Here is a 17147-nt window from a genome sequence, read left to right as displayed (position 1 = left end):
GGCGGACCCCGAACCCGGACAACGCCCCGCGCACGGCGGGCGTTCCAGAGGCGGCCTTTGCGCGCGGCGCGGAAGACCATAAGCTGCATCCTGACCCGCGGAATCGGGGACCGATGACGGGCCCGGTGCGAGACGCGGAAGGAAGGATGGTGCTGCCGTGCTGCTGAACGTGATCGCGCGCGAGCCCGAGCAGGAGGGCGGCATGGCGCGCCCGCCCATCGTGCTGCTGCACGGGCTGTTCGGCCGGGCGCGCAACCTGGGATTCTTTCAGCGGCGCCTGGCGCGGACGCGGCGCACCCTGGCGATCGACCTGCGCAACCATGGCGACAGTCCGCACGGGCCGATGGATTACAACAGCATGGCGGCGGACCTGCTGGAGACGCTGGCCCATCATGCGGCGCTGCCGGCGACCCTGGTCGGCCATTCGATGGGCGGCAAAGTGGCGATGACCCTGGCCCTGACCCGGCCGGGCATGGTGCACAGCCTGCTGGTGGCCGATATTCCGCCCGCCAGGACCGGCCATGGCCAGTTTTCGCTGGGCGAGCAGATGTTGCGGGTGAAATTCCCGCCCCATCTGAACCGGGCGGAAGCCGACACGCTGCTGGCGCGCGACATTTCCAATACCGACGTGCGGGCGCTGATGCTGCAAAATCTGCGGCTGGGCGACAATCCGGGCTGGACCATCGGGCTGCGCGACATCGTGTCGTCGATGACCAATATCGAAAGCTGGCCCTATATCCCCGAGGGCTATTCCTATCCCGGTCCGACCCTGTTTCTGGCGGGGGGCAATTCGCCCTATATCCGGCCGGAACATTACGGGGTGATGCGGCGGCTGTTTCCCCGTTACCGGCTGGAGCTGATCGAGAAGGCCGGGCATTGGCTGCATGTGGAGAACCCGGCGCGCTTCGCCGCCCTGCTGGAAGATTTCGTCGAGCAATATTGAGGGCGCGGCAGGACCCGGGCCGTCAGCCGGTCAGGATGTTGGCCTGGACCAGCCGCCGGCCCTCTTCCGCCGCGCGCCAGAGATACCAGGCGGCGGCCGAGCGATGGGGGCTCCAGGCACGGGCGATGTCGGCGAGCGTCCTGGGTTTGGGCTGGGCGTCGAGATGTTTCAGCACGCGCCAGCCCTCGCGCACGCCGAAATCGTCGACCGGCATGACGTCGGGCCGGCCGAGCGCGAAGATCAGCAGCATTTCCACCGTCCAGCGCCCGATCCCGCGCAGGCCGACCAGTCTTGCGACCAGTTCGTCGTCGGAGAGGGCGACGGCCTGCGCCCGCGACGGGACGGTGCCGTCGAGGCTGGCGCGGGCCACGCCCTGCATCGCCGCGATCTTGCTGCCGGACAGGCCGCAGCCGCGCAGGGCTTCGACGGGAAAAGACAGCAGGGTTGCCGGATCGGGCAGCGTGCCACCCGCGAGCGCCACCAGCCGCCCCAGGATGGCCTGTGCCGCCTTGCCGTGCAGTTGCTGGTGGGCGATGGCCTCGAGCAGGGCGGCATAGGGTTCCTGGGCGGCATGGACGCGCAGGCGGCAGGGGCCGGTGCGGGCGATGAGGGCGGCGAGATCGGGGTCGGCGGCCGAGAGATGGCGGCGGATGGCGCGGTCCCGGGCGGGCGACAGGCCGAGCATCGGCGGTTCCGCCGCCGGCGGGAGGGGATCGGCCAGAGTGCCGGACGGGGTGCCGGGCGGGGTATCGGGCCGGGTGTCGGGCGAGGCGGGGGGCATGACGCCATGCCAGCAGAGTCCGAGCGGCAAGGCAATCCCGCCCGACCGCCCCCCATGGCGCGGCATTGCGCGTGGCGCCGCGATGGGGCGTCGTGACAGTGCGGAACATGACAACGGGATTGCCGCAGGCTAGTGTAGCGTGCGAGAGAGTCGCCCGGGATTGGGACCCGGGACTGGACCCCCGGGACTGGAACATTGTCCGACGGCATCGTTTCGGGCCATGATCGCAACGGAGTGCGCCGCAGGCGACCACGCGGAGAATCGCGGCTTTTCATGACGGTGACACTCAGCCCTTCCTCCCGCTATCGCCAGGCCGAGGAGCCCGTCCTGATCCCCCGCACCCCGGGCGCGGGGCGCGGGCCGCACCGCCGCCATCCCCACCCGCCGGTCCGGCCATCGCAGGGACGCGAGGGCCTGCGGCCCGTGCCGGTCGCCCGGCCGGACGAGTACCGGCCGCTGCGCCGCGCCGGCGCGCCGATGATCCGGCCGGATACGCTGGAAGAGCCCGGCGTGGCCACCGTCCTGGTCCTGTCGGCGCTGGCGCATCTGATCCTGCTGGCGGTCCTGATACAGGCGGCGCGGCACCAGGCGGGCGCGGCGGCGGCCCCCGAGAACCCGTCGGTCGAGATGGTCTTCGCCCCGCCGGCGTCGAGCGGCCTGCAGGGGCGCAATTCGCCCGACCTGGCCGGCGGGTCCGGCGCGCGGCCCAGCAAGCCGACGCCGGACGTGCCGCGCCCCGACCAGCCCCAGACCACCGATTCCGCGCCATCGCCGACCGTGCCGACGCCGCAGACGCCCGCGGCCCCGCCTTTGCCGCGCACGCCGTCGGACGAGACGCTGCCGGACCAGCCATCGACCGCGATGCCCAATCCGGCGCCGGTGACCCCGGGCCACGCCGCCCGGCCCTCGCCCCGGCCGACGCCGCGCCATGCGCGCGCGACACGGCCGCGGACGCCGACGCATGCGCCCTCGCCGTTCGATTCGCCGATGGATTTGTCCTTTGCCCCGTCGCCCGGGCCGGTGCGCCAGCGGCGCGGCCGGGCCGGCGGGTCGGGCAGTCCGATCGACCTGTCGGTCGGGCCGATGGTACGCAACGGGCAACTGAACGCGCCCTATTCCACCCAGACCCAGATCCGCGGGGTGAGCGAGGATTACGGCGAGGAGATCGATCGCTGGATCCGCGCCCACATGTACTACCCCGAGGAAGCGGCCCGTGCCGGGGAGGAGGGTCCGTCCTCGGTCCATGTGGTGCTGGATCGCAGCGGGCGGGTGAAGGCGGTGCGGCTGACCGGGCAGTCCGGGTCGTACTACCTGGATGCCGCCACCACCGGCATGTTCCATGGCGCCGAACTGCCGCCGGTGCCACCGGACATGACGGGCGACCATTTCGATATCGACCTGACGATCAACTATATCCTGATCCGGCGTTGATGATCCGTCCGGACGGGACGACGGCAGACAGGCCGGGAGGGGCGCCGGGACAGGGCGCCGGATAGGGGGCACATGACCGAGGACATGGCGGCGATCCGCGACCGGGTGGGCACGGATTTCGAGGCGTTCACCGATGCCGCCGAGGCGGTGGAGCGGATCAGCGAGATCTACGAGGCCGGGGTGCACGCCCTGCGCGCGGCCTTCGCCGGCCGGCAGGGCGGCATGCAGGCCGTGCCGACCTATCCCTACCTGGCCTTTCCGGTCGACCGGACGCCGCCGCCCGAGGAGACGCGTCCGCCCTTCGACGTGGTGCTGGAGCCGGGATTCTACGGCACCACCCTGACGCGGCCCGCTTTGTTCCGCGATTACTGGCGCGAGCAGATCGACATCCTGCTGCGCCATTACCGCCAGCCGGTGCTGGTGGGAAAGTCGCGCCGGCCGATCCCGCTGCCCTATGTGATGGAAGAGGCGGTGACCGCGATCACCGAGGACGACCTGCGGGCGCTGCAGCGGCATTTCGCGCTGCCGGACCTGCACGCCACCGACGACCTGATCGCCAATTGCGCGCTGATCCCGCAGCCGGGCGAGCCGCGGCCGCTGGCGCTGTTCACCGCCGAGCGGACGGATTACTCGCTGGCGCGGCTGCATCATTATACCGGGACCTCGCCCCGCCACGTGCAGCGCTTCATCCTGCTGACCAATTACCAGCGCTATGTCGACGCGTTCCGCGAATATGGGCGCGCGCAGGTCGACCGGGGGGAGGAATATGACCGGTTCGTCGAGCCGGGCGACCTGGTCCATCGCCGGGGCGACCCGCCGGCCCCGCACATGTCCGGCAGCCTGCCGCAGATGCCGGCCTATCACCTGTGCCGGCCGGACGGGGACGGGATCACGCTGGTCAATATCGGCGTGGGTCCGGCGAACGCGAAGACGATCACCGACCATCTGGCGGTGCTGCGGCCGCATTGCTGGCTGATGGTGGGGCATTGCGCCGGGCTGCGCCGCACGCAGCGCCTGGGCGATTACGTGCTGGCCCACGGCTATGTCCGCGACGACCATGTGCTGGACGACGACCTGCCGCCCTGGGTGCCGGTGCCGCCGATCGCCGAGGTGCAGGTGGCGTTGCAGGAAGTCACCGCGCAGGTGACGGGGCTGCGCGATTCGGAACTGAAGACGCGGCTGCGCACCGGCACGGTGATGACGACCGACAACCGGAACTGGGAATTGCGGCTGAATGCGCTGTTCACCCAGATAAACATGTCGCGATCCATCGCGGTGGACATGGAGTCGGCGACCATCGCGGCGAACGGGTTTCGCTTCCGGGTGCCGTATGGGACGCTGCTGTGCGTGTCGGATAAACCCTTGCATGGCGAGCTGAAATTGCGCGGCATGGCGAATGCGTTCTATCGCGAGCGGGTGGCGCAGCACCTGACGGTGGGGATCGAGACCATGCGGCTGCTGCGCGCGCAGGGGGTGGACCGGCTGCATTCGCGCAAGCTACGCGGGTTCGACGAACCGCCTTTCCGCTGACCCGCGTTTTCGGCCTTCGGGTCGTGCCAGGAGCCTGCCCGCGTGACCTTTGCAAGCACCGCCACCCTTGACGACCCCGCGCCCGCGGCCGGACGCCCGACCGTGCCCCCCACGATCCGCGTGGTGGCGATGCCGGCGGATGCCAATGCCGCGGGGGATATTTTCGGCGGCTGGCTGATGTCGCAGATGGACCTGGCGGCGGGGACCACGGCGGCGCTGCGGGCGGCGGGGCGGTGCGTGACGGTGGCGATCGACAAGGTGGTGCTGCACCAGCCGGTGCTGATCGGCGACGAGGTCAGCCTGTATACGCGCATCATCCGCACGGGGCGCACGTCGATGTCGATCCATGTCGAGACCTGGCGGCGGGCGCGCCATTCGCACGAGACCGTCAAGGTGACGGAAGGGGTCTTCACCTTCGTCGCCATAGACGATCACCGCCGGCCGCGTCCCCTGCCCCCGGAGCAGCCGGCCGGATAGAGCATCCTTATCCGTTCAAACGATTCCGCCTGAACGGAATCCGCTCTAAAAATCCGGCGTGGTCGGGGCCAGCAATCCGCCCATGCGCAGCGGCGCCACGCGGCGGGCAAGGCCGGTGGCGTCATCGGTTTCGACCATGATGCCGGCCAGGCTGGCCTGGCCCTCGGCCGGTTGCAGGCGTTCGCCGGGCATGCGGCGCAGAAAGCGGGCGATGGCCGCGTCCTTGCCCATGCCGATCACGCTGTCATAGTCGCCGCACATGCCGGCATCGGTCTGGAACGCCGTGCCGCCGGGCAGGATGCGATGATCGGCGGTGGGGGTATGGGTGTGGGTGCCCACCACCAGCGAGGCGCGCCCGTCGAGCACGTGGCCCATGGCCCATTTCTCGCTGGAGGCCTCGGCATGGATGTCGACCACCACGGCCTGCACCGTGACCCCCAGGCGATGGCGCGCGAGGATGTCGGCCACGGCGCGGAAGGGATCGTCGAGGGCGTCCATGAACTGGCGGCCCATCACGTTAATCACCAGCGCCTTGCGTCCGTCGACCAGCGTGACCAGGGCGCTGCCCTGGCCGGGGGTGCCGGGCGGGTAATTGGCGGGACGGATGATGCGGGGCTCGGCATCGATATGGCCGATCAGGTCCTTGCGGTCCCAGGCATGGTTGCCCAGGGTGACGATATCGGCCCCCGCGGCGAACAGGTCCTGCGCGATGGCGGGGGAGAGGCCGAAACCGTGGCTGGCATTTTCGCCGTTCACCACCACCAGATCGAGCCGGAGGGTGCGCCGCAGGCCCGGCAGGGATACCATCACCGCCTCGCGCCCCGCGCGTCCGACGATATCGCCCAGAAACAAGATCCGCACCCGGCCCTTCCCCTTTTCCCGTCATCCATATGCTGGACTCTGGTGGGTAGACCCGAACGGCATCCCCGTCCATCGCCGCGGCCGGGTTTGCCGGCTTTATCGTCCGCAGCGGATCGTTTCGTGCTCGGTCACGATGACCGGCAGGGGGATATCGTGCGGGCCGACGGGCACGGCGGGCACTTCCTGCGCCGCCAGGCCGTATCCCGCCGCCGGCACCGCGCCCCTGGACACCGCCTCCCTGGGGCCTGCCGGTTCGGCGCCCGATCCGTCCCACGTTCCGACGCCGAGTTCCGCCAGGGTGCGGTCGTAATAGCCGCCCCCATAGCCCAGCCGGAAACCGCGCCGGTCGAAACCGAGCAGGGGCACGAACACGAAATCGGGCCGGGCGACGGGCCCGTCCGGATAATGGGTGCCGAAGCGGCCGGGATGCATCGGCGTGCCGGGATGCCAGCGGCGGAAGCGCAGCGCATGGCCGCGCGGCAGGGTTTCGGGCAGCAGCACCCCATAGCCGTCGGCATGCAGGTCGGCGCACAGGCCGCGCAGATCGATTTCGCCCGGCAAAGGCCAGGTTGCGGCGACCAGCGCGCCGGGCCGCAGGTGCGACCGCACCCAGCCGGCCATGCGCCGGCACAATTCCCCGGTGGCATGGGCGGCCGTCGGATGGGCCCGTACCGCACGGAGGCGGTGGCGGAGCACCGCCTTGGCCTGCGCCAGTTCGGGCGGGTCGGAGAGAGCGGAAGCGTGCGGAGCCACCATGGCCGTTGGTCTTTTCAGCCCTCCCGGACCTGCAAGTGCAGGTGGGCGCCAGGTAACATGACCAGGATCACGTCAGAGCCAGCTCCCTTTGGAAGTGCTTATCGGCCCAGGGGTTGAGTTGCCTGACGAGCCCGGCAGCCCCGCCCCTGATATCTAGTCGCGTTCCAGCGCCGCCGCAATGGTTTCGGCCCGTTCCACCAGCAGGGCGAGCTGTTCGCGCCGCCGGTCGTTCTCGATGCGGATCTGGCGCGCCTCGGCCAGTTGGCGCGACGTGTCCTCGGGCATCTTTTCGGCGGTCAGGTCGTGGATCTCGTCAGCCATCAGCAGCGCGGCCAGGGCGAGGATCCGGCCCTCGCCGCTCTGGCCGCCGATGGCGCGGATGCGCTCGACCCGGCGCTCGACCTCCTGCGCCATGGCCTGGAGATGGCGTTCCTGCCCGTCCTTGCAGCCGACGACGTAGGAATAGCCGTTAATGCGGACCGTTACCTGTGCCATGGCTCAGCGTGCCTCCGAATCCTGGCCGGCATCCGGGGCGTCCTTGTCCTGGTCGTCTTCGGGACCGAGCACGTCGCGGATGCGGGCGATGAGGATGTCGATATTGGCGGCCAAAGTCTGCAGATCGGGGGCATGCGGATCGGGCGCCGCCTGCGCGGCGTCGTCGCGCCGGCGGTCCAGCGCGAAGGCGATCCGGTTCAGCGCCTGCTCCAGCCGGTCGGCGGGTTCGCTGCCCCTGGTATCCTGGGGGCCGGCCGGCATATCCGATCCTTCCGCATGCGCCACGTTGTGAATCCCGCCTGTCGACAATCTTCTTGAACAGATCGCGCGGGCGCGGTTCAACGTCAAGCAATGATCGACGATCCGGCCATTTCGCGTGTCATTACCGTGGCTTCGGCCACGGAGCTGCGGAGCGTGCAGGACGCGCTGCGCCGCATGGATGCCCCGCCGCCCTGCATGCTGCTGTCGCCGGACGGGGCGGGATGCCTGCTGGGGCCGGCCTGGTGGCGGGCCCTGCTGGCGCAGACCGGCTGTGTCCTGCCGGCCTTCCTGGATTGCGGGGCGTCGGCCGGCCGGGCCGTCGAGGCGCTGGGGCTGGGGGTGCGTCATATCCTGCTGGATGGGTCCTGCCCGCAGGCACGGACCGTCGGGCTGCTGGCCGGGGAGCTGGGGGCGGTCTGTCTGGGCGCGCGGCCGGCCAGCCACCGGCTGGACCTGGATCCCGCGCCGATCCGGCTGGAACGGTACCTGCGCGGGCGCTGATCCGCGACGGCGCGCCGTGCCCACTGTCGCGGCGCGGCGGCAGGCCGTATGATCGACGCGCGATGAATGAATGCCAGCTTTATCTGATCACGCCGCCGGTGCCGGATCCGGCGGCGTTCGCCCCCGACCTGGCCCGCGCCCTGGATGCGGGACCGGTGGCCGCCGTGCAATTGCGGCTGAAGGACGTGCCGGACGACGCGATTTTGCGCGCGATCGACGTGTTGCGCCCGGTGACGCAGGAGCGCGGGGTCGCCTTCATCCTGAACGACCGGCCGGACCTGGCCCGGCGCGGCGGCTGCGACGGCGCGCATGTCGGGGCCGAGGACATGGCGGTGGCCGACGCGCGCTTCGCGCTGGGTGACGATCTGCAATTGGGCGTGTCGTGCTATGACAGCCGCGACCTGGCGATGCGCGCGGGCGAGGCCGGGGCGGATTATGTGGCGTTCGGCGCGTTCTTTCCGTCGGTGTCGAAGGAGACCGAGATCCGGGCCGAAGCCGAATTACTGTCCTGGTGGGCGACGATGATGGAATTGCCGGTCGTGGCGATCGGCGGGATCACGCCGGCCAATTGCGGGCCGCTGGTGCGCGCCGGGGCGGATTTCCTGGCGGTGATCAGCGCGGTGTGGGGGCACCCCGACGGTCCGGCGGCGGGCGTGCGGGCGATGAACGCGGCGGTCGCGGCGGCGTAGGGCAACGCCGCCGCGACCGGTGCCCGTCAGCAGCCGTCGCCGCGCATCGTCCAGCCGGTGACGCGGCCGCCGATCAGTTCGAACGTGGTCTGGCACGAGCTGGTATAGACCGACCCGCCCCAGCCGCCCCAACCCGGACCCCAGGCGCCGCCCCAGCCACCACCCCAACCGCCACCCCAGCCACCCCAGCCGGGACCACCCCAGCCGGGTCCGTAGCCCCATCCCCAGCCGCCGCCCGGCGAATAGCTGGTTTCCCTGTCGATATAGGCGAGGAACGTGTGGCCCTGGGCCTCATACGACCGGGTGGGGACGCCGAAGGTGCGGATCACGTCGACTTCCTGCCGTCCGACCATGGAGTTGAGCAGCCTGCGTTGCTCGGGCGACGGGACTTCGCAGGCCGTCAGGGCGAGCAGGGCGGCAAGCGGTAGAAGCGAAGCATATTTCATGACACGAATACCGAGCTGAAGGGTAAAAATTGCAGCAATGTCAATATAGCATGCCCGGGACCGGCCGCGCCTGCGCGCCAATGTTACAAATAATCAACTCGATCATTCAACCCGGCCATTGCCCCCTCTTCACACCATTGCCCCTTCTTCGAGCCATTGGATGTCGCCGATGCGCGCCGTGCCGGCGGCCAGCATGACCAGCCGGTCGAACCCCAGCGCGATGCCGGCGCAGGGCGGCATGTGGCCGAGCGCCGCCAGCAGGGCCTCGTCCATCGGCCAGGCCATATCGGGACCGGCGCCGTAGAGCGACGCGCGGCGCGCCCGGTCGGCGGCGAAGCGCCGGCGCTGTTCCACCGGATCGGTCAGTTCCTCGAACGCGTTCGCCAGTTCGAGGCCGGCGGCATAGAGTTCGAAGCGCAGGGCGGTGCGGGGATCGGCCGGGTCGCGCCGGGCCAGCGCCGCCTGGCTGGCGGGCCAGTGGGTCAGGAAGCACGGGCGGTCGCGGCCGATCGCGGGTTCCACCCGTTCCATCAGCAGGCGGAAGAACAGATCCTCCCAATCCTCGCCGTGGCGCAGGGCGCAGCCGGCGGCGGCGGCCAAGGAATCGGCGTCGCCCTCGGTGGGCAGCAGGTCGATGCCGGCATGGCGGGCGAAGGCCTCTGCCATGGTCAGCCGTTCGAACGGGACGTCGATACGCAGCGGCCGGGCCTCCGCCAGGCCGGGAGGGCGCTGCAGGACGGGCGGCAGCACCGCACGCAGCAGGGATTCGGTTTCGTCCATCAGCCCGGCCAGCGTGGCGCCCGGGCGGTACCATTCCAGCATGGTGAATTCGGCGGCGTGCAGATGGCTGCCTTCGGCGTTGCGCCAGACGCGGGCGAGCTGGAAGATCGGCTGGCCGGTCGCGGCCAGGATGCGCTTCATGGCGAATTCGGGACTGGTATGCAGGAACAGCGCCCGGCGCGTGCCGTCATGATGTTCGCGTTCGGTGCGGAAGACGCGCAGATGCACCTCTTCGCCCGGGGTGGGGACGGCGTAGGGGGTTTCGACCTCGAGATAGTCCCGCGCATCGAAGAAAGCGCGCACGGCCCGCGCCACCAGGGCGCGCCGGCGCAGCAGCGGCAGGCGTTCGGCGATGCGGTCGGGATCGGGCGGGGTGGAGGCGGGGATGATGGGGCCGGTCATGCGCGACTCCTGTGTTGCAGGACGAAAGGCGGTCGAGTAGAGCCAGCCGATGACACAATCAGTCAAACAGATGGGGGCGGTCAAACAGACGGGGGCGCTCAAACAGGCGCGCCCCGCCTTGCGCCCCACCTTGCGGACGGTGCGCGAGCTGGTGGCGGCCGGGCTGGCGGCGCCCGACGCGGCCGCAGCGCTGGACGCGGTGGAGCGGCAATACGCCACGGCGATCCCGCCGGCGTTCCTGGACCTGATCGAGCGGCCCGACGACCCGATCGGGTTGCAGGTCGTGCCCGATGCAGCCGAGCTGACGACCGCGCCGCATGAACGCAGCGACCCGATCGCCGACGACGCGCTGTCGCCGGTGCCGGGCATCGTGCATCGCTATGCCGACCGCGCGCTGCTGAAGCCGCTGCTGGTCTGTCCGCTTTACTGCCGGTTCTGCTTCCGGCGCGAACATGTGGGGCCGGATGGCGGGGTGCTGGACGACGCGGCGCTGGAGCGCGCGCTGGACTGGCTGCGCGCGCATCCGGCCATTCGCGAGGTGATCCTGACCGGGGGCGACCCGCTGATGCTGTCGCCGCGCAGGCTGGGCGCGATGGTGCGCGCGCTGGGCGAGATGGCGCATGTGACGACCATCCGCATCCACACCCGGGTGCCGGTGGCGGCGCCCGAGCGGCTGACCGAGGCGCTGGCCGACGCGATGGAGACCGACCGGGCGATGTGGCTGGTGGTGCATGCCAATCATGCGCGCGAATTCACCCCGGCCGCGCGCGCCGCGCTGCGCCGCGTCCAGGCGCGGGCCATTCCGGTGCTGGGGCAGTCGGTGCTGCTGCGCGGGGTCAATGACAGCGTGCCGGCGCTGGAGGGATTGCTGCGCGCGATGGTCGAGGCGCGGGTGAAGCCGTACTATCTGCATCAATTGGACCCCGCGCCGGGGACCGCGCGCTTCCACGTGCCGATCGCGGAAGGACGGCGGCTGCTGGCCGGGCTGCGCGGCCGGGTCACCGGCCTGGCCTGGCCGACCTATACGCTGGATATTCCGGGCGGGCACGGCAAGGTGCCGCTGGGCCCGGACTATCTGGAGGCAGACGGGCTGGAGGCAGACGGGCTGGAGGCGGGCGGGCTGGAGGCGGGCGGGCCCGAGCCGGGGGGACGCAGGGTCGTGGTGCGCGATCCGGCGGGCGGCGCGCACAAACTGGCGGCTGAATCGGCCGCCAACCTTGCCCTCGGCGCCCGGGGGCGTTAGAAGCCCGCCTTCCATTCCCCTTCCATTCCCATAGTTGAGACAGGCCCCACCATGAAGCAGCAGGCGAACCTGATCCGTGCCGGACAGGTCATCGAGCACGAAGGCCGTCGCTGGACCGTCCTGAAGCAGCAGATCATCACCCCGGGCAAGGGTGGCGCGTTCATCCAGGTGGAAATGCGCGACCTGAAGACCGGCAACAAGACGAACGAGCGCTGGCGCACCGCCGATACGGTCGAGCGCCTGATGACCGAGGAACGGGAATATACCTATTCCTACATGGACGGCGACAATATCGTCCTGATGGACCCCGAGACGTTCGAGCAGACGCTGCTGCCGCTGGAACTGCTGGGCGACCAGGCGCCGTTCCTGCAGGACAACATGACGCTGGTCGTCAACCTGGTGGAAGGCGACCCGGTGGGCGTGCAACTGCCGGCGCAGGTCACGCTGGAGGTCGTCGAGGCCGATCCGGTGGTGAAGGGCCAGACCGCGAGTTCGTCCTACAAGCCGGCCAAGCTGTCGAACGGCGTGAAGACGATGGTGCCGCCCTTCATCGAGGCGGGCGAACGCATCGTCGTGCGCACCGAAGACGCCAGCTACGTCGAGCGCGCCAAGGGCTGAGGCCCGTCGCGTACCGCCCTTCCGACCGTCCCCAACCCGCTGAACCAGACAGGACCGACCATCGTGGCCATGCGACTCTCTCCCCACATGACGGTGATGCAGAACGCGGCCCAGAAGGCCGCGCGGCGCCTGCTGCGCGACTTCAACGAGGTCGAGCAGCTTCAGGTCAGCATCAAGGGGCCGGGCGATTTCGTCTCGCAGGCCGATCTGCGCGCCGAGACCGCGATCCGCGAGGAACTGGCGCGCGCCCGCCCCGGCTACGGCTTCCTGATGGAAGAGAGCGGGGCGTCGGGCGGCGATGGCTGGACCTGGCGCTGGATCGTCGACCCGCTGGACGGGACCACGAACTTCCTGCACGGCATTCCGCACTGGGCGATTTCGATCGGGCTGCAGCGCCGCATGCCGGACGGCAGCGTCGAGATGGCCGCGGGCCTGGTCTATAACCCCGCCGCGAACGAGATGTTCTGGGCCGAGAAGGGGGTCGGCGCCTTTCTGAACGAGCGCCGCATCCGCGTCTCGGCGCGGCGCGACATGCTGGAGGCGCTGTTCGCCACCGGTATTCCGTTCGCCAAGGTGCCGGCGCAGCGCCGCCTGCCCTTCGCCCGGACGCTGGGTGCGCTGATGCCGCAGGTGGCGGGCATCCGCCGGTTCGGCGCGGCGGCGCTGGACCTGGCGTGGGTGGCGGCCGGCCGGTACGAAGGCTATTGGGAGCTGGGGCTGAAGCCGTGGGACTGCGCGGCCGGCCTGCTGCTGGTGCGCGAGGCCGGCGGCTATGTCACCGATCCCGAAGGGAACGAGCTGGACGATCTGGGCGATTCCGTCAACATCGTCGCCGGCAACACGCACCTGCACGCGCCGCTGCGCGAACTGGTGGCCGACAGCCTGACCGCGCGCGCCTGAGCTTGCGGGTTCTGGGCTTGCGGGCGATCACCCACCCGGCGCGCGGGGATGCGCCCCGGCGCGATCTGTTCTAGGCTGCCCGGATCATGCCTCATACCGTCCGCCGTCCCTTCGCGTCCGCTCTGGCCGCGCCCTGCATCCTCGCCGCCCTGATGGCCGGTCCCGTCGTCCCGGCGGGTGTGGCGCGGGCGCAGGTCGTCACCAACGATACCGCGCTGTCGACCCTGGGCGCGGCGCACGGGACGACAACGCACAAGGCCGCCGCCGCCGCGGGCCATAGCGGCCACGCCGCCCGCTCGTCTGCCCGAAGAGCGGCGCCGGCCAGGACCGAACCGGCGGGCGGAAAAACGGCCAGCGGATCGGCGTCCGGTCATGTACCGCCCGCCCCCACGATTCCGGCCGCGCCGCCACCGCCGCCGATCATCCGGCCGCCGGTAGTGGACGTGCCGCTGCACCCGCCGCCGCCGCCGCCTCCGACACCGGTGGTGGCGGACGCGAAAGGGGTGGCAACCGACCTGCCGGGCGGCCTGCGCCTGACCTTCGCGGCCGGCAGCGCGGACATGAATGCCGCGATGATCGACCGGGTGAAGCAATTTGCCGCCGGCCTGCTGCGGACGCCCGATGCGCGGGCGGAAGTGGACGCCACCGCGTCGGGCTCGCCCGACGATATCTCCACGCCGCGGCGGGTGTCGCTGGAGCGGGGGCTGGCGATCCGGTCGATCCTGGTCCATGCCGGGGTGGCGACGACGCGGATCTATGTCCGGGCCATCGGCCTGCCGCGCGCCGGAATTGCGGGCCCCGGCGTTGCGCCACCGGGAAGCGCGAACGAAACGGTACCCGATCATGTTGACGTGACCCGGTCGGATATGGTGGCCTCGACGTCAAAGCCCCCCGTCCCTTCGGAGCCACATCCCTCGCCGTGACCCAACCGACGACCTATCTGCTGCGCATCGCCGCGTTCCTTGCCGCCGTGGCCGTGGTGGCCACCCTTCTGTCGCGGACGCTGTTCGCGGCGTTCTTCAACAATCCGATCCTGGACGGGCTGATCCTGGCCATCCTGGCCTTCGGAATCATGTGGAACATCCGCATGGTGCTGCGGCTGCTGCCGGAGGTGCGCTGGGTCGAGACGCTGCGCCAGCCGCGCGCCGGGCTGACCCCGCCGACGCCGCCGCGCCTGCTGGCGCCGATGGCGTCGATGCTGGCGACGCACGGCCGCACCGACCGGCTGGTCCTGTCCACCCCGGCGATGCAGTCCATGCTGGACAGCCTGTCGTCGCGGCTGGACGAAGGGCGCGAATTGTCGCGCTACATGACCGGCCTGCTGATCTTCCTGGGCCTGCTGGGCACGTTCTACGGGCTGCTGCTGACCGTGGGGTCCATCGCCGACGTGATCGGGAGCCTGTCGATCGGATCGGGGGACCTGAACGTGATGTTCGGGCAGTTGAAGAGCGGGCTGGCCCAGCCGCTGCACGGCATGGGCACGGCCTTTTCGGGATCGATGTTCGGCCTGGCCGGCGCGCTGGTACTGGGCTTTCTGGACCTGACGGCCGGGCAGGCGCAGAATCGTTTCTTCAACGAACTGGAGGAATGGCTGGCCGGGCTGACGCGGATCGGCCCCGGCCTGGCCGGCGCGGACGGCGGCGATGCCAGCGTGCCGGCCTATGTCCAGGCGCTGCTGGAACAGACGGCCGAGAACCTGGAGAAGCTGCAGACGCTGATCGCGCGGGGCGAGGATGGCCGCGTGCAGCAGCAGGCGCTGCTGAGCAGCCTGAACGAGCGGATCGGCGTCATGACCGAGACGATGCGCGCCAGCCATGCGCTGATGCAGCGCATGGCCGAGGACTCCGGCCATGGGCATCTGCGCGGGATCGAGAGTTTGCTGACGCGGATGCTGACCGACATGGAACAGGGCCGCGCGCAGGTTTCATCCGACATCCGCAGCGATCTGCGCCTGCTGGCCCGCACGGTCGCCGCGTCGGCGCCGGCCGGCGCGCGCGCGCCCTGACCGCAGGGGAACGCGCATGGCACGCCGCCGCCGCCAGACCCATGCCGGGCTCGACGCCTGGCCGGGATATGTGGACGCGCTGTCCACCCTGCTGATGGTCGTCATCTTCGTGCTGCTGGTGTTCGTGCTGGGGCAGGCGTTCCTGTCGGTGGTGCTGAACAAGCGCCAGCAGGCGATGGAGCAGCTTGCCCGGCAGGTCGCCCAGTTGAGCGAGATGCTGTCGCTGGAGAAGAGCCACAACCAGTCGCTGCAGCTTTCGGTCGCGTCCCTGCAGAGCGCACATGCGAAGGACCTGGCGATGGAGACGTCGCTGACCGCGCAGGTGACGCAGACGGCCACCGAGCGCGACAACCAGGCGCGGCTGGCGCAGGCCAGCGCGCAGCAGGTGAGCGCGCTGGGCGCGCAACTGGACCAGTTGCGCCAGCAATTGTCGGCCGCGACGGCGATGCTGGATATCTCGCAGAACGAGATCCGCGACCGGGACCGCAGGATCGACGATCTGGGCCTGAAGCTGAACGTGGCGCTGGCCGACAAGGTCGAGCAGTTGCAGCGTTATCGTTCGGAATTCTTCGGCCGGCTGCGTGACATCCTGAAGGACCAGCAGGGCGTGCAGGTCGTCGGCGACCGGTTCGTGTTCCAGAGCGAGGTGCTGTTCCCGCCGGGCAGCGCGGATTTGTCGCCCAAGGGCGTGGCCGAGATCCGCACCCTGGCCCGGACGTTCCGCCAGGTGTCGTCGCAGATTCCGGGGGGAATACCGTGGATTCTGCGGGTGGACGGGCATGCCGACCGCCAGCCGATCCATACGGCCTTCGCCAGCAACTGGGAATTGTCTTCGGCCCGCGCGATCACGGTGGTGAAGCTGCTGATCGCCGAAGGGATCAGCCCGCATCACCTGGCGGCGACCGGTTTCGCCGATTTCCAGCCGCTGGACGCGCATGATACCCAGGCGGCCTTTGCCCGCAACCGGCGCATCGAGTTCCGCCTGACGGACCGCTGACGCCCCCGGCTCCGAACCCGTTCGTGGATTTCGGGCCCGGATTTCGGGCATGGGTTTCGGGCATGGATTTCGGAGCCGGCCAGGGCGTCCCACGGCGTCGGGATATCGAGGCGATTGAAGGGCGTGGCCGCGGCGCATAGTTGAAAATATCGTAGCCTGAGCCGCGCGGCCGGAGGGCGTCATGACCGGTCTGCTGATCCTGCTGAATCGTCCCGACCAGGTGGCGGCGTTGCTGGATGCGGCGCGGGACGTGGCCGGACGGCTGGCCGTGCGCCGGCTGGACGTGGCCGCGGCGCGCGAGCCGCCCGACGATACGATCCTGCCGACGGAAGAAATCCTGACCGAAGCCGACCGGGCGCGCATCCGCGCCGCCCAGCGGGCCTGGGCCGGGGCCCTGCATCGCCAGGTTGTGGCGTGGGCCGATGCGCTGCGGGCACGGGACCCGGCGGCGCTGGCGCCGGACGGGCTGGCGCTGAACTGGCTGGACCCGGAGATGTCGGCCGCGCGGCTGATCATGCTGCATGCCGCGGACGATACCGCGATCGTCGCCGGGTTTCCGCACCCGCATGACGGCGACCAGGCGCGGCGCGGGCTGCATGCCGCGCTGTTCGATTCCCGCCGGCCGGTGCTGCTGGTGCCCGAGGGCTGGCATGCCGGCGTGGGGCGGCGCATCCTGCTGGCCTGGACCGACATGCCGGCCTGCCACCGGGCCGTGGCCGCCGCGCGCCCGCTGATCGCGCAGGCGGAGCAGGTGGCGGTGCTGGACCGCGACGGCAGCGCACCGCCCGCGAACGTGCCGGGCGGGCGAATCCTGCCCTCGCCGCCCCCCGGCGGATCGGCCGCCGAACAGGCCGACGCCATCCTGGCCGCCGCGGGCGCCGCGGCCAGTGACCTGCTGGTCATCGGCGGCTATACTCATGGCGTTTTGCATGATCGCCTGCGCGGCAGCGTGACGGACCAGATCCTGGCACATGCCGCGAGACCGACCTGGATCCAGCATTGATGCCGTGGTCGACGTCAGGATTGCGACC

The 17147-nt window shown here is 70.5% G+C and carries 20 protein-coding genes and 1 other RNA gene; 13 read left to right on the top strand and 8 right to left on the bottom strand.

The features are described 5' to 3' along the window. Window positions 1-157 precede the first annotated feature (157 nt). Window positions 158-943, top strand: coding sequence for an alpha/beta fold hydrolase (locus tag QN315_RS13025; protein WP_176641285.1), 786 nt, complete (start codon window positions 158-160; stop codon window positions 941-943). Between the two features lie 22 nt (window positions 944-965). On the opposite strand, the gene QN315_RS13020 is transcribed toward QN315_RS13025, so the two are convergent. Then, window positions 966-1628, bottom strand: coding sequence for a DNA-3-methyladenine glycosylase (locus tag QN315_RS13020; RefSeq protein WP_323993479.1), 663 nt, complete (start codon window positions 1626-1628; stop codon window positions 966-968). A gap of 369 nt (window positions 1629-1997) precedes the next feature. Here QN315_RS13020 and QN315_RS13015 point away from each other — a divergent pair, with 369 nt between their 5' ends. From QN315_RS13015 to QN315_RS13005, 3 genes are all read left to right on the top strand, one after another. Next, window positions 1998-3155 (top strand): TonB family protein, encoded by a 1158-nt coding sequence (locus QN315_RS13015; protein ID WP_323989686.1) that lies wholly within the window; start codon window positions 1998-2000, stop codon window positions 3153-3155. A 72-nt stretch (window positions 3156-3227) separates the two neighbouring features. Beyond that, window positions 3228-4685: an AMP nucleosidase gene (locus QN315_RS13010; RefSeq protein ID WP_176640476.1), complete on the top strand. Its 1458-nt coding sequence runs from the start codon at window positions 3228-3230 to the stop codon at window positions 4683-4685. Between the two features lie 129 nt (window positions 4686-4814). After that, on the top strand, window positions 4815-5162 hold the full coding sequence (locus QN315_RS13005) for an acyl-CoA thioesterase (protein WP_176640479.1): 348 nt from the start codon (window positions 4815-4817) through the stop codon (window positions 5160-5162). Between the two features lie 45 nt (window positions 5163-5207). On the opposite strand, the gene QN315_RS13000 is transcribed toward QN315_RS13005, so the two are convergent. The 5 genes from QN315_RS13000 to QN315_RS12980 all read right to left on the bottom strand — a co-directional run bounded on the left by QN315_RS13000 (window position 5208) and on the right by QN315_RS12980 (window position 7535). Further along, a complete protein-coding gene (locus QN315_RS13000) occupies window positions 5208-6023 on the bottom strand; it encodes a TIGR00282 family metallophosphoesterase (RefSeq protein ID WP_323989685.1) in 816 nt (271 codons plus the stop codon). A gap of 96 nt (window positions 6024-6119) precedes the next feature. Further along, window positions 6120-6779, bottom strand: coding sequence for a 5-formyltetrahydrofolate cyclo-ligase (locus tag QN315_RS12995; RefSeq protein ID WP_323989684.1), 660 nt, complete (start codon window positions 6777-6779; stop codon window positions 6120-6122). Next, a non-coding RNA gene (ssrS, locus tag QN315_RS12990) (6S RNA) lies at window positions 6766-6923 on the bottom strand. The genes QN315_RS12995 and ssrS overlap by 14 nt, the downstream gene beginning before the upstream one ends. A 9-nt stretch (window positions 6924-6932) precedes the next feature. After that, the gene (locus QN315_RS12985) at window positions 6933-7274 is read right to left on the bottom strand and encodes a cell division protein ZapA (protein WP_176641629.1); all 342 of its coding nucleotides are present in this window, start codon (window positions 7272-7274) and stop codon (window positions 6933-6935) included. A gap of 3 nt (window positions 7275-7277) precedes the next feature. Beyond that, on the bottom strand, window positions 7278-7535 hold the full coding sequence (locus tag QN315_RS12980; RefSeq protein ID WP_323989683.1) for a hypothetical protein: 258 nt from the start codon (window positions 7533-7535) through the stop codon (window positions 7278-7280). Between the two features lie 90 nt (window positions 7536-7625). Here QN315_RS12980 and QN315_RS12975 point away from each other — a divergent pair, with 90 nt between their 5' ends. Continuing rightward, window positions 7626-8036 (top strand): hypothetical protein, encoded by a 411-nt coding sequence (locus QN315_RS12975; RefSeq protein WP_323989682.1) that lies wholly within the window; start codon window positions 7626-7628, stop codon window positions 8034-8036. 62 nt (window positions 8037-8098) lie between these two features. After that, on the top strand, window positions 8099-8725 hold the full coding sequence (gene thiE / locus QN315_RS12970; RefSeq protein WP_323989681.1) for a thiamine phosphate synthase: 627 nt from the start codon (window positions 8099-8101) through the stop codon (window positions 8723-8725). A gap of 26 nt (window positions 8726-8751) precedes the next feature. Here thiE and QN315_RS12965 read toward each other — a convergent pair whose 3' ends face one another. Beyond that, on the bottom strand, window positions 8752-9171 hold the full coding sequence (locus tag QN315_RS12965) for a hypothetical protein (protein WP_323989680.1): 420 nt from the start codon (window positions 9169-9171) through the stop codon (window positions 8752-8754). Between the two features lie 129 nt (window positions 9172-9300). Further along, window positions 9301-10353, bottom strand: coding sequence for an EF-P lysine aminoacylase EpmA (gene epmA / locus QN315_RS12960; RefSeq protein WP_323989679.1), 1053 nt, complete (start codon window positions 10351-10353; stop codon window positions 9301-9303). 70 nt (window positions 10354-10423) lie between these two features. Between epmA and QN315_RS12955 the strand changes: the two genes are divergently transcribed. From QN315_RS12955 to QN315_RS12925, 7 genes are all read left to right on the top strand, one after another. Continuing rightward, entirely contained in the window at window positions 10424-11596 is a 1173-nt protein-coding gene (locus QN315_RS12955) for a lysine-2,3-aminomutase-like protein (protein WP_323993474.1), read from the top strand. A 51-nt stretch (window positions 11597-11647) separates the two neighbouring features. Beyond that, the gene (efp, locus tag QN315_RS12950; RefSeq protein ID WP_176641216.1) at window positions 11648-12214 is read left to right on the top strand and encodes an elongation factor P; all 567 of its coding nucleotides are present in this window, start codon (window positions 11648-11650) and stop codon (window positions 12212-12214) included. A 69-nt stretch (window positions 12215-12283) separates the two neighbouring features. Then, a complete protein-coding gene (locus QN315_RS12945; protein ID WP_176641217.1) occupies window positions 12284-13114 on the top strand; it encodes an inositol monophosphatase family protein in 831 nt (276 codons plus the stop codon). A gap of 86 nt (window positions 13115-13200) precedes the next feature. Then, the gene (locus QN315_RS12940) at window positions 13201-14037 is read left to right on the top strand and encodes a hypothetical protein (protein WP_323989678.1); all 837 of its coding nucleotides are present in this window, start codon (window positions 13201-13203) and stop codon (window positions 14035-14037) included. Next, complete coding sequence (locus tag QN315_RS12935) at window positions 14034-15119, top strand: flagellar motor protein MotA (RefSeq protein ID WP_323989676.1); 1086 nt, start codon at window positions 14034-14036, stop codon at window positions 15117-15119. The genes QN315_RS12940 and QN315_RS12935 overlap by 4 nt, the downstream gene beginning before the upstream one ends. A 16-nt stretch (window positions 15120-15135) precedes the next feature. Next, window positions 15136-16116: a peptidoglycan -binding protein gene (locus QN315_RS12930; protein WP_323989675.1), complete on the top strand. Its 981-nt coding sequence runs from the start codon at window positions 15136-15138 to the stop codon at window positions 16114-16116. Between the two features lie 181 nt (window positions 16117-16297). After that, window positions 16298-17119 carry a universal stress protein gene (locus QN315_RS12925; protein ID WP_323989674.1) on the top strand — a complete coding sequence of 274 codons (822 nt, stop codon included), beginning with the start codon at window positions 16298-16300 and terminating at the stop codon, window positions 17117-17119. The last annotated feature ends 28 nt before the right edge of the window (window positions 17120-17147 follow it).

Origin of the sequence: Nguyenibacter sp. L1, assembly GCF_035199985.1 — a bacterium.
GTDB classification, from domain to species: Bacteria; Pseudomonadota; Alphaproteobacteria; order Acetobacterales; family Acetobacteraceae; genus Gluconacetobacter; species Gluconacetobacter vanlangensis.
The sequence above is the reverse complement of the archived record's forward strand: the minus strand, read 5'-3'. Positions and strand labels throughout refer to the sequence as shown.

What these genes read in the sequence shown, in the direction of transcription:
- QN315_RS13020 (WP_323993479.1), bottom strand. Translation starts at nt 1,628, where the DNA reads ATGCTCGGCCTGTCGCCCGCCCGGGACCGCGCCATCCGCCGCCATCTC.
- QN315_RS13015 (WP_323989686.1), top strand. Translation starts at nt 1,998, where the DNA reads ATGACGGTGACACTCAGCCCTTCCTCCCGCTATCGCCAGGCCGAGGAG.
- QN315_RS13010 (WP_176640476.1), top strand. Translation starts at nt 3,228, where the DNA reads ATGACCGAGGACATGGCGGCGATCCGCGACCGGGTGGGCACGGATTTC.
- QN315_RS13005 (WP_176640479.1), top strand. Translation starts at nt 4,815, where the DNA reads ATGCCGGCGGATGCCAATGCCGCGGGGGATATTTTCGGCGGCTGGCTG.
- QN315_RS12995 (WP_323989684.1), bottom strand. Translation starts at nt 6,779, where the DNA reads ATGGTGGCTCCGCACGCTTCCGCTCTCTCCGACCCGCCCGAACTGGCG.
- QN315_RS12985 (WP_176641629.1), bottom strand. Translation starts at nt 7,274, where the DNA reads ATGGCACAGGTAACGGTCCGCATTAACGGCTATTCCTACGTCGTCGGC.
- QN315_RS12980 (WP_323989683.1), bottom strand. Translation starts at nt 7,535, where the DNA reads ATGCCGGCCGGCCCCCAGGATACCAGGGGCAGCGAACCCGCCGACCGG.
- QN315_RS12975 (WP_323989682.1), top strand. Translation starts at nt 7,626, where the DNA reads ATGATCGACGATCCGGCCATTTCGCGTGTCATTACCGTGGCTTCGGCC.
- thiE (WP_323989681.1), top strand. Translation starts at nt 8,099, where the DNA reads ATGAATGAATGCCAGCTTTATCTGATCACGCCGCCGGTGCCGGATCCG.
- QN315_RS12965 (WP_323989680.1), bottom strand. Translation starts at nt 9,171, where the DNA reads ATGAAATATGCTTCGCTTCTACCGCTTGCCGCCCTGCTCGCCCTGACG.
- epmA (WP_323989679.1), bottom strand. Translation starts at nt 10,353, where the DNA reads ATGACCGGCCCCATCATCCCCGCCTCCACCCCGCCCGATCCCGACCGC.
- QN315_RS12955 (WP_323993474.1), top strand. Translation starts at nt 10,424, where the DNA reads ATGGGGGCGGTCAAACAGACGGGGGCGCTCAAACAGGCGCGCCCCGCC.
- efp (WP_176641216.1), top strand. Translation starts at nt 11,648, where the DNA reads ATGAAGCAGCAGGCGAACCTGATCCGTGCCGGACAGGTCATCGAGCAC.
- QN315_RS12945 (WP_176641217.1), top strand. Translation starts at nt 12,284, where the DNA reads ATGCGACTCTCTCCCCACATGACGGTGATGCAGAACGCGGCCCAGAAG.
- QN315_RS12940 (WP_323989678.1), top strand. Translation starts at nt 13,201, where the DNA reads ATGCCTCATACCGTCCGCCGTCCCTTCGCGTCCGCTCTGGCCGCGCCC.
- QN315_RS12930 (WP_323989675.1), top strand. Translation starts at nt 15,136, where the DNA reads ATGGCACGCCGCCGCCGCCAGACCCATGCCGGGCTCGACGCCTGGCCG.
- QN315_RS12925 (WP_323989674.1), top strand. Translation starts at nt 16,298, where the DNA reads ATGACCGGTCTGCTGATCCTGCTGAATCGTCCCGACCAGGTGGCGGCG.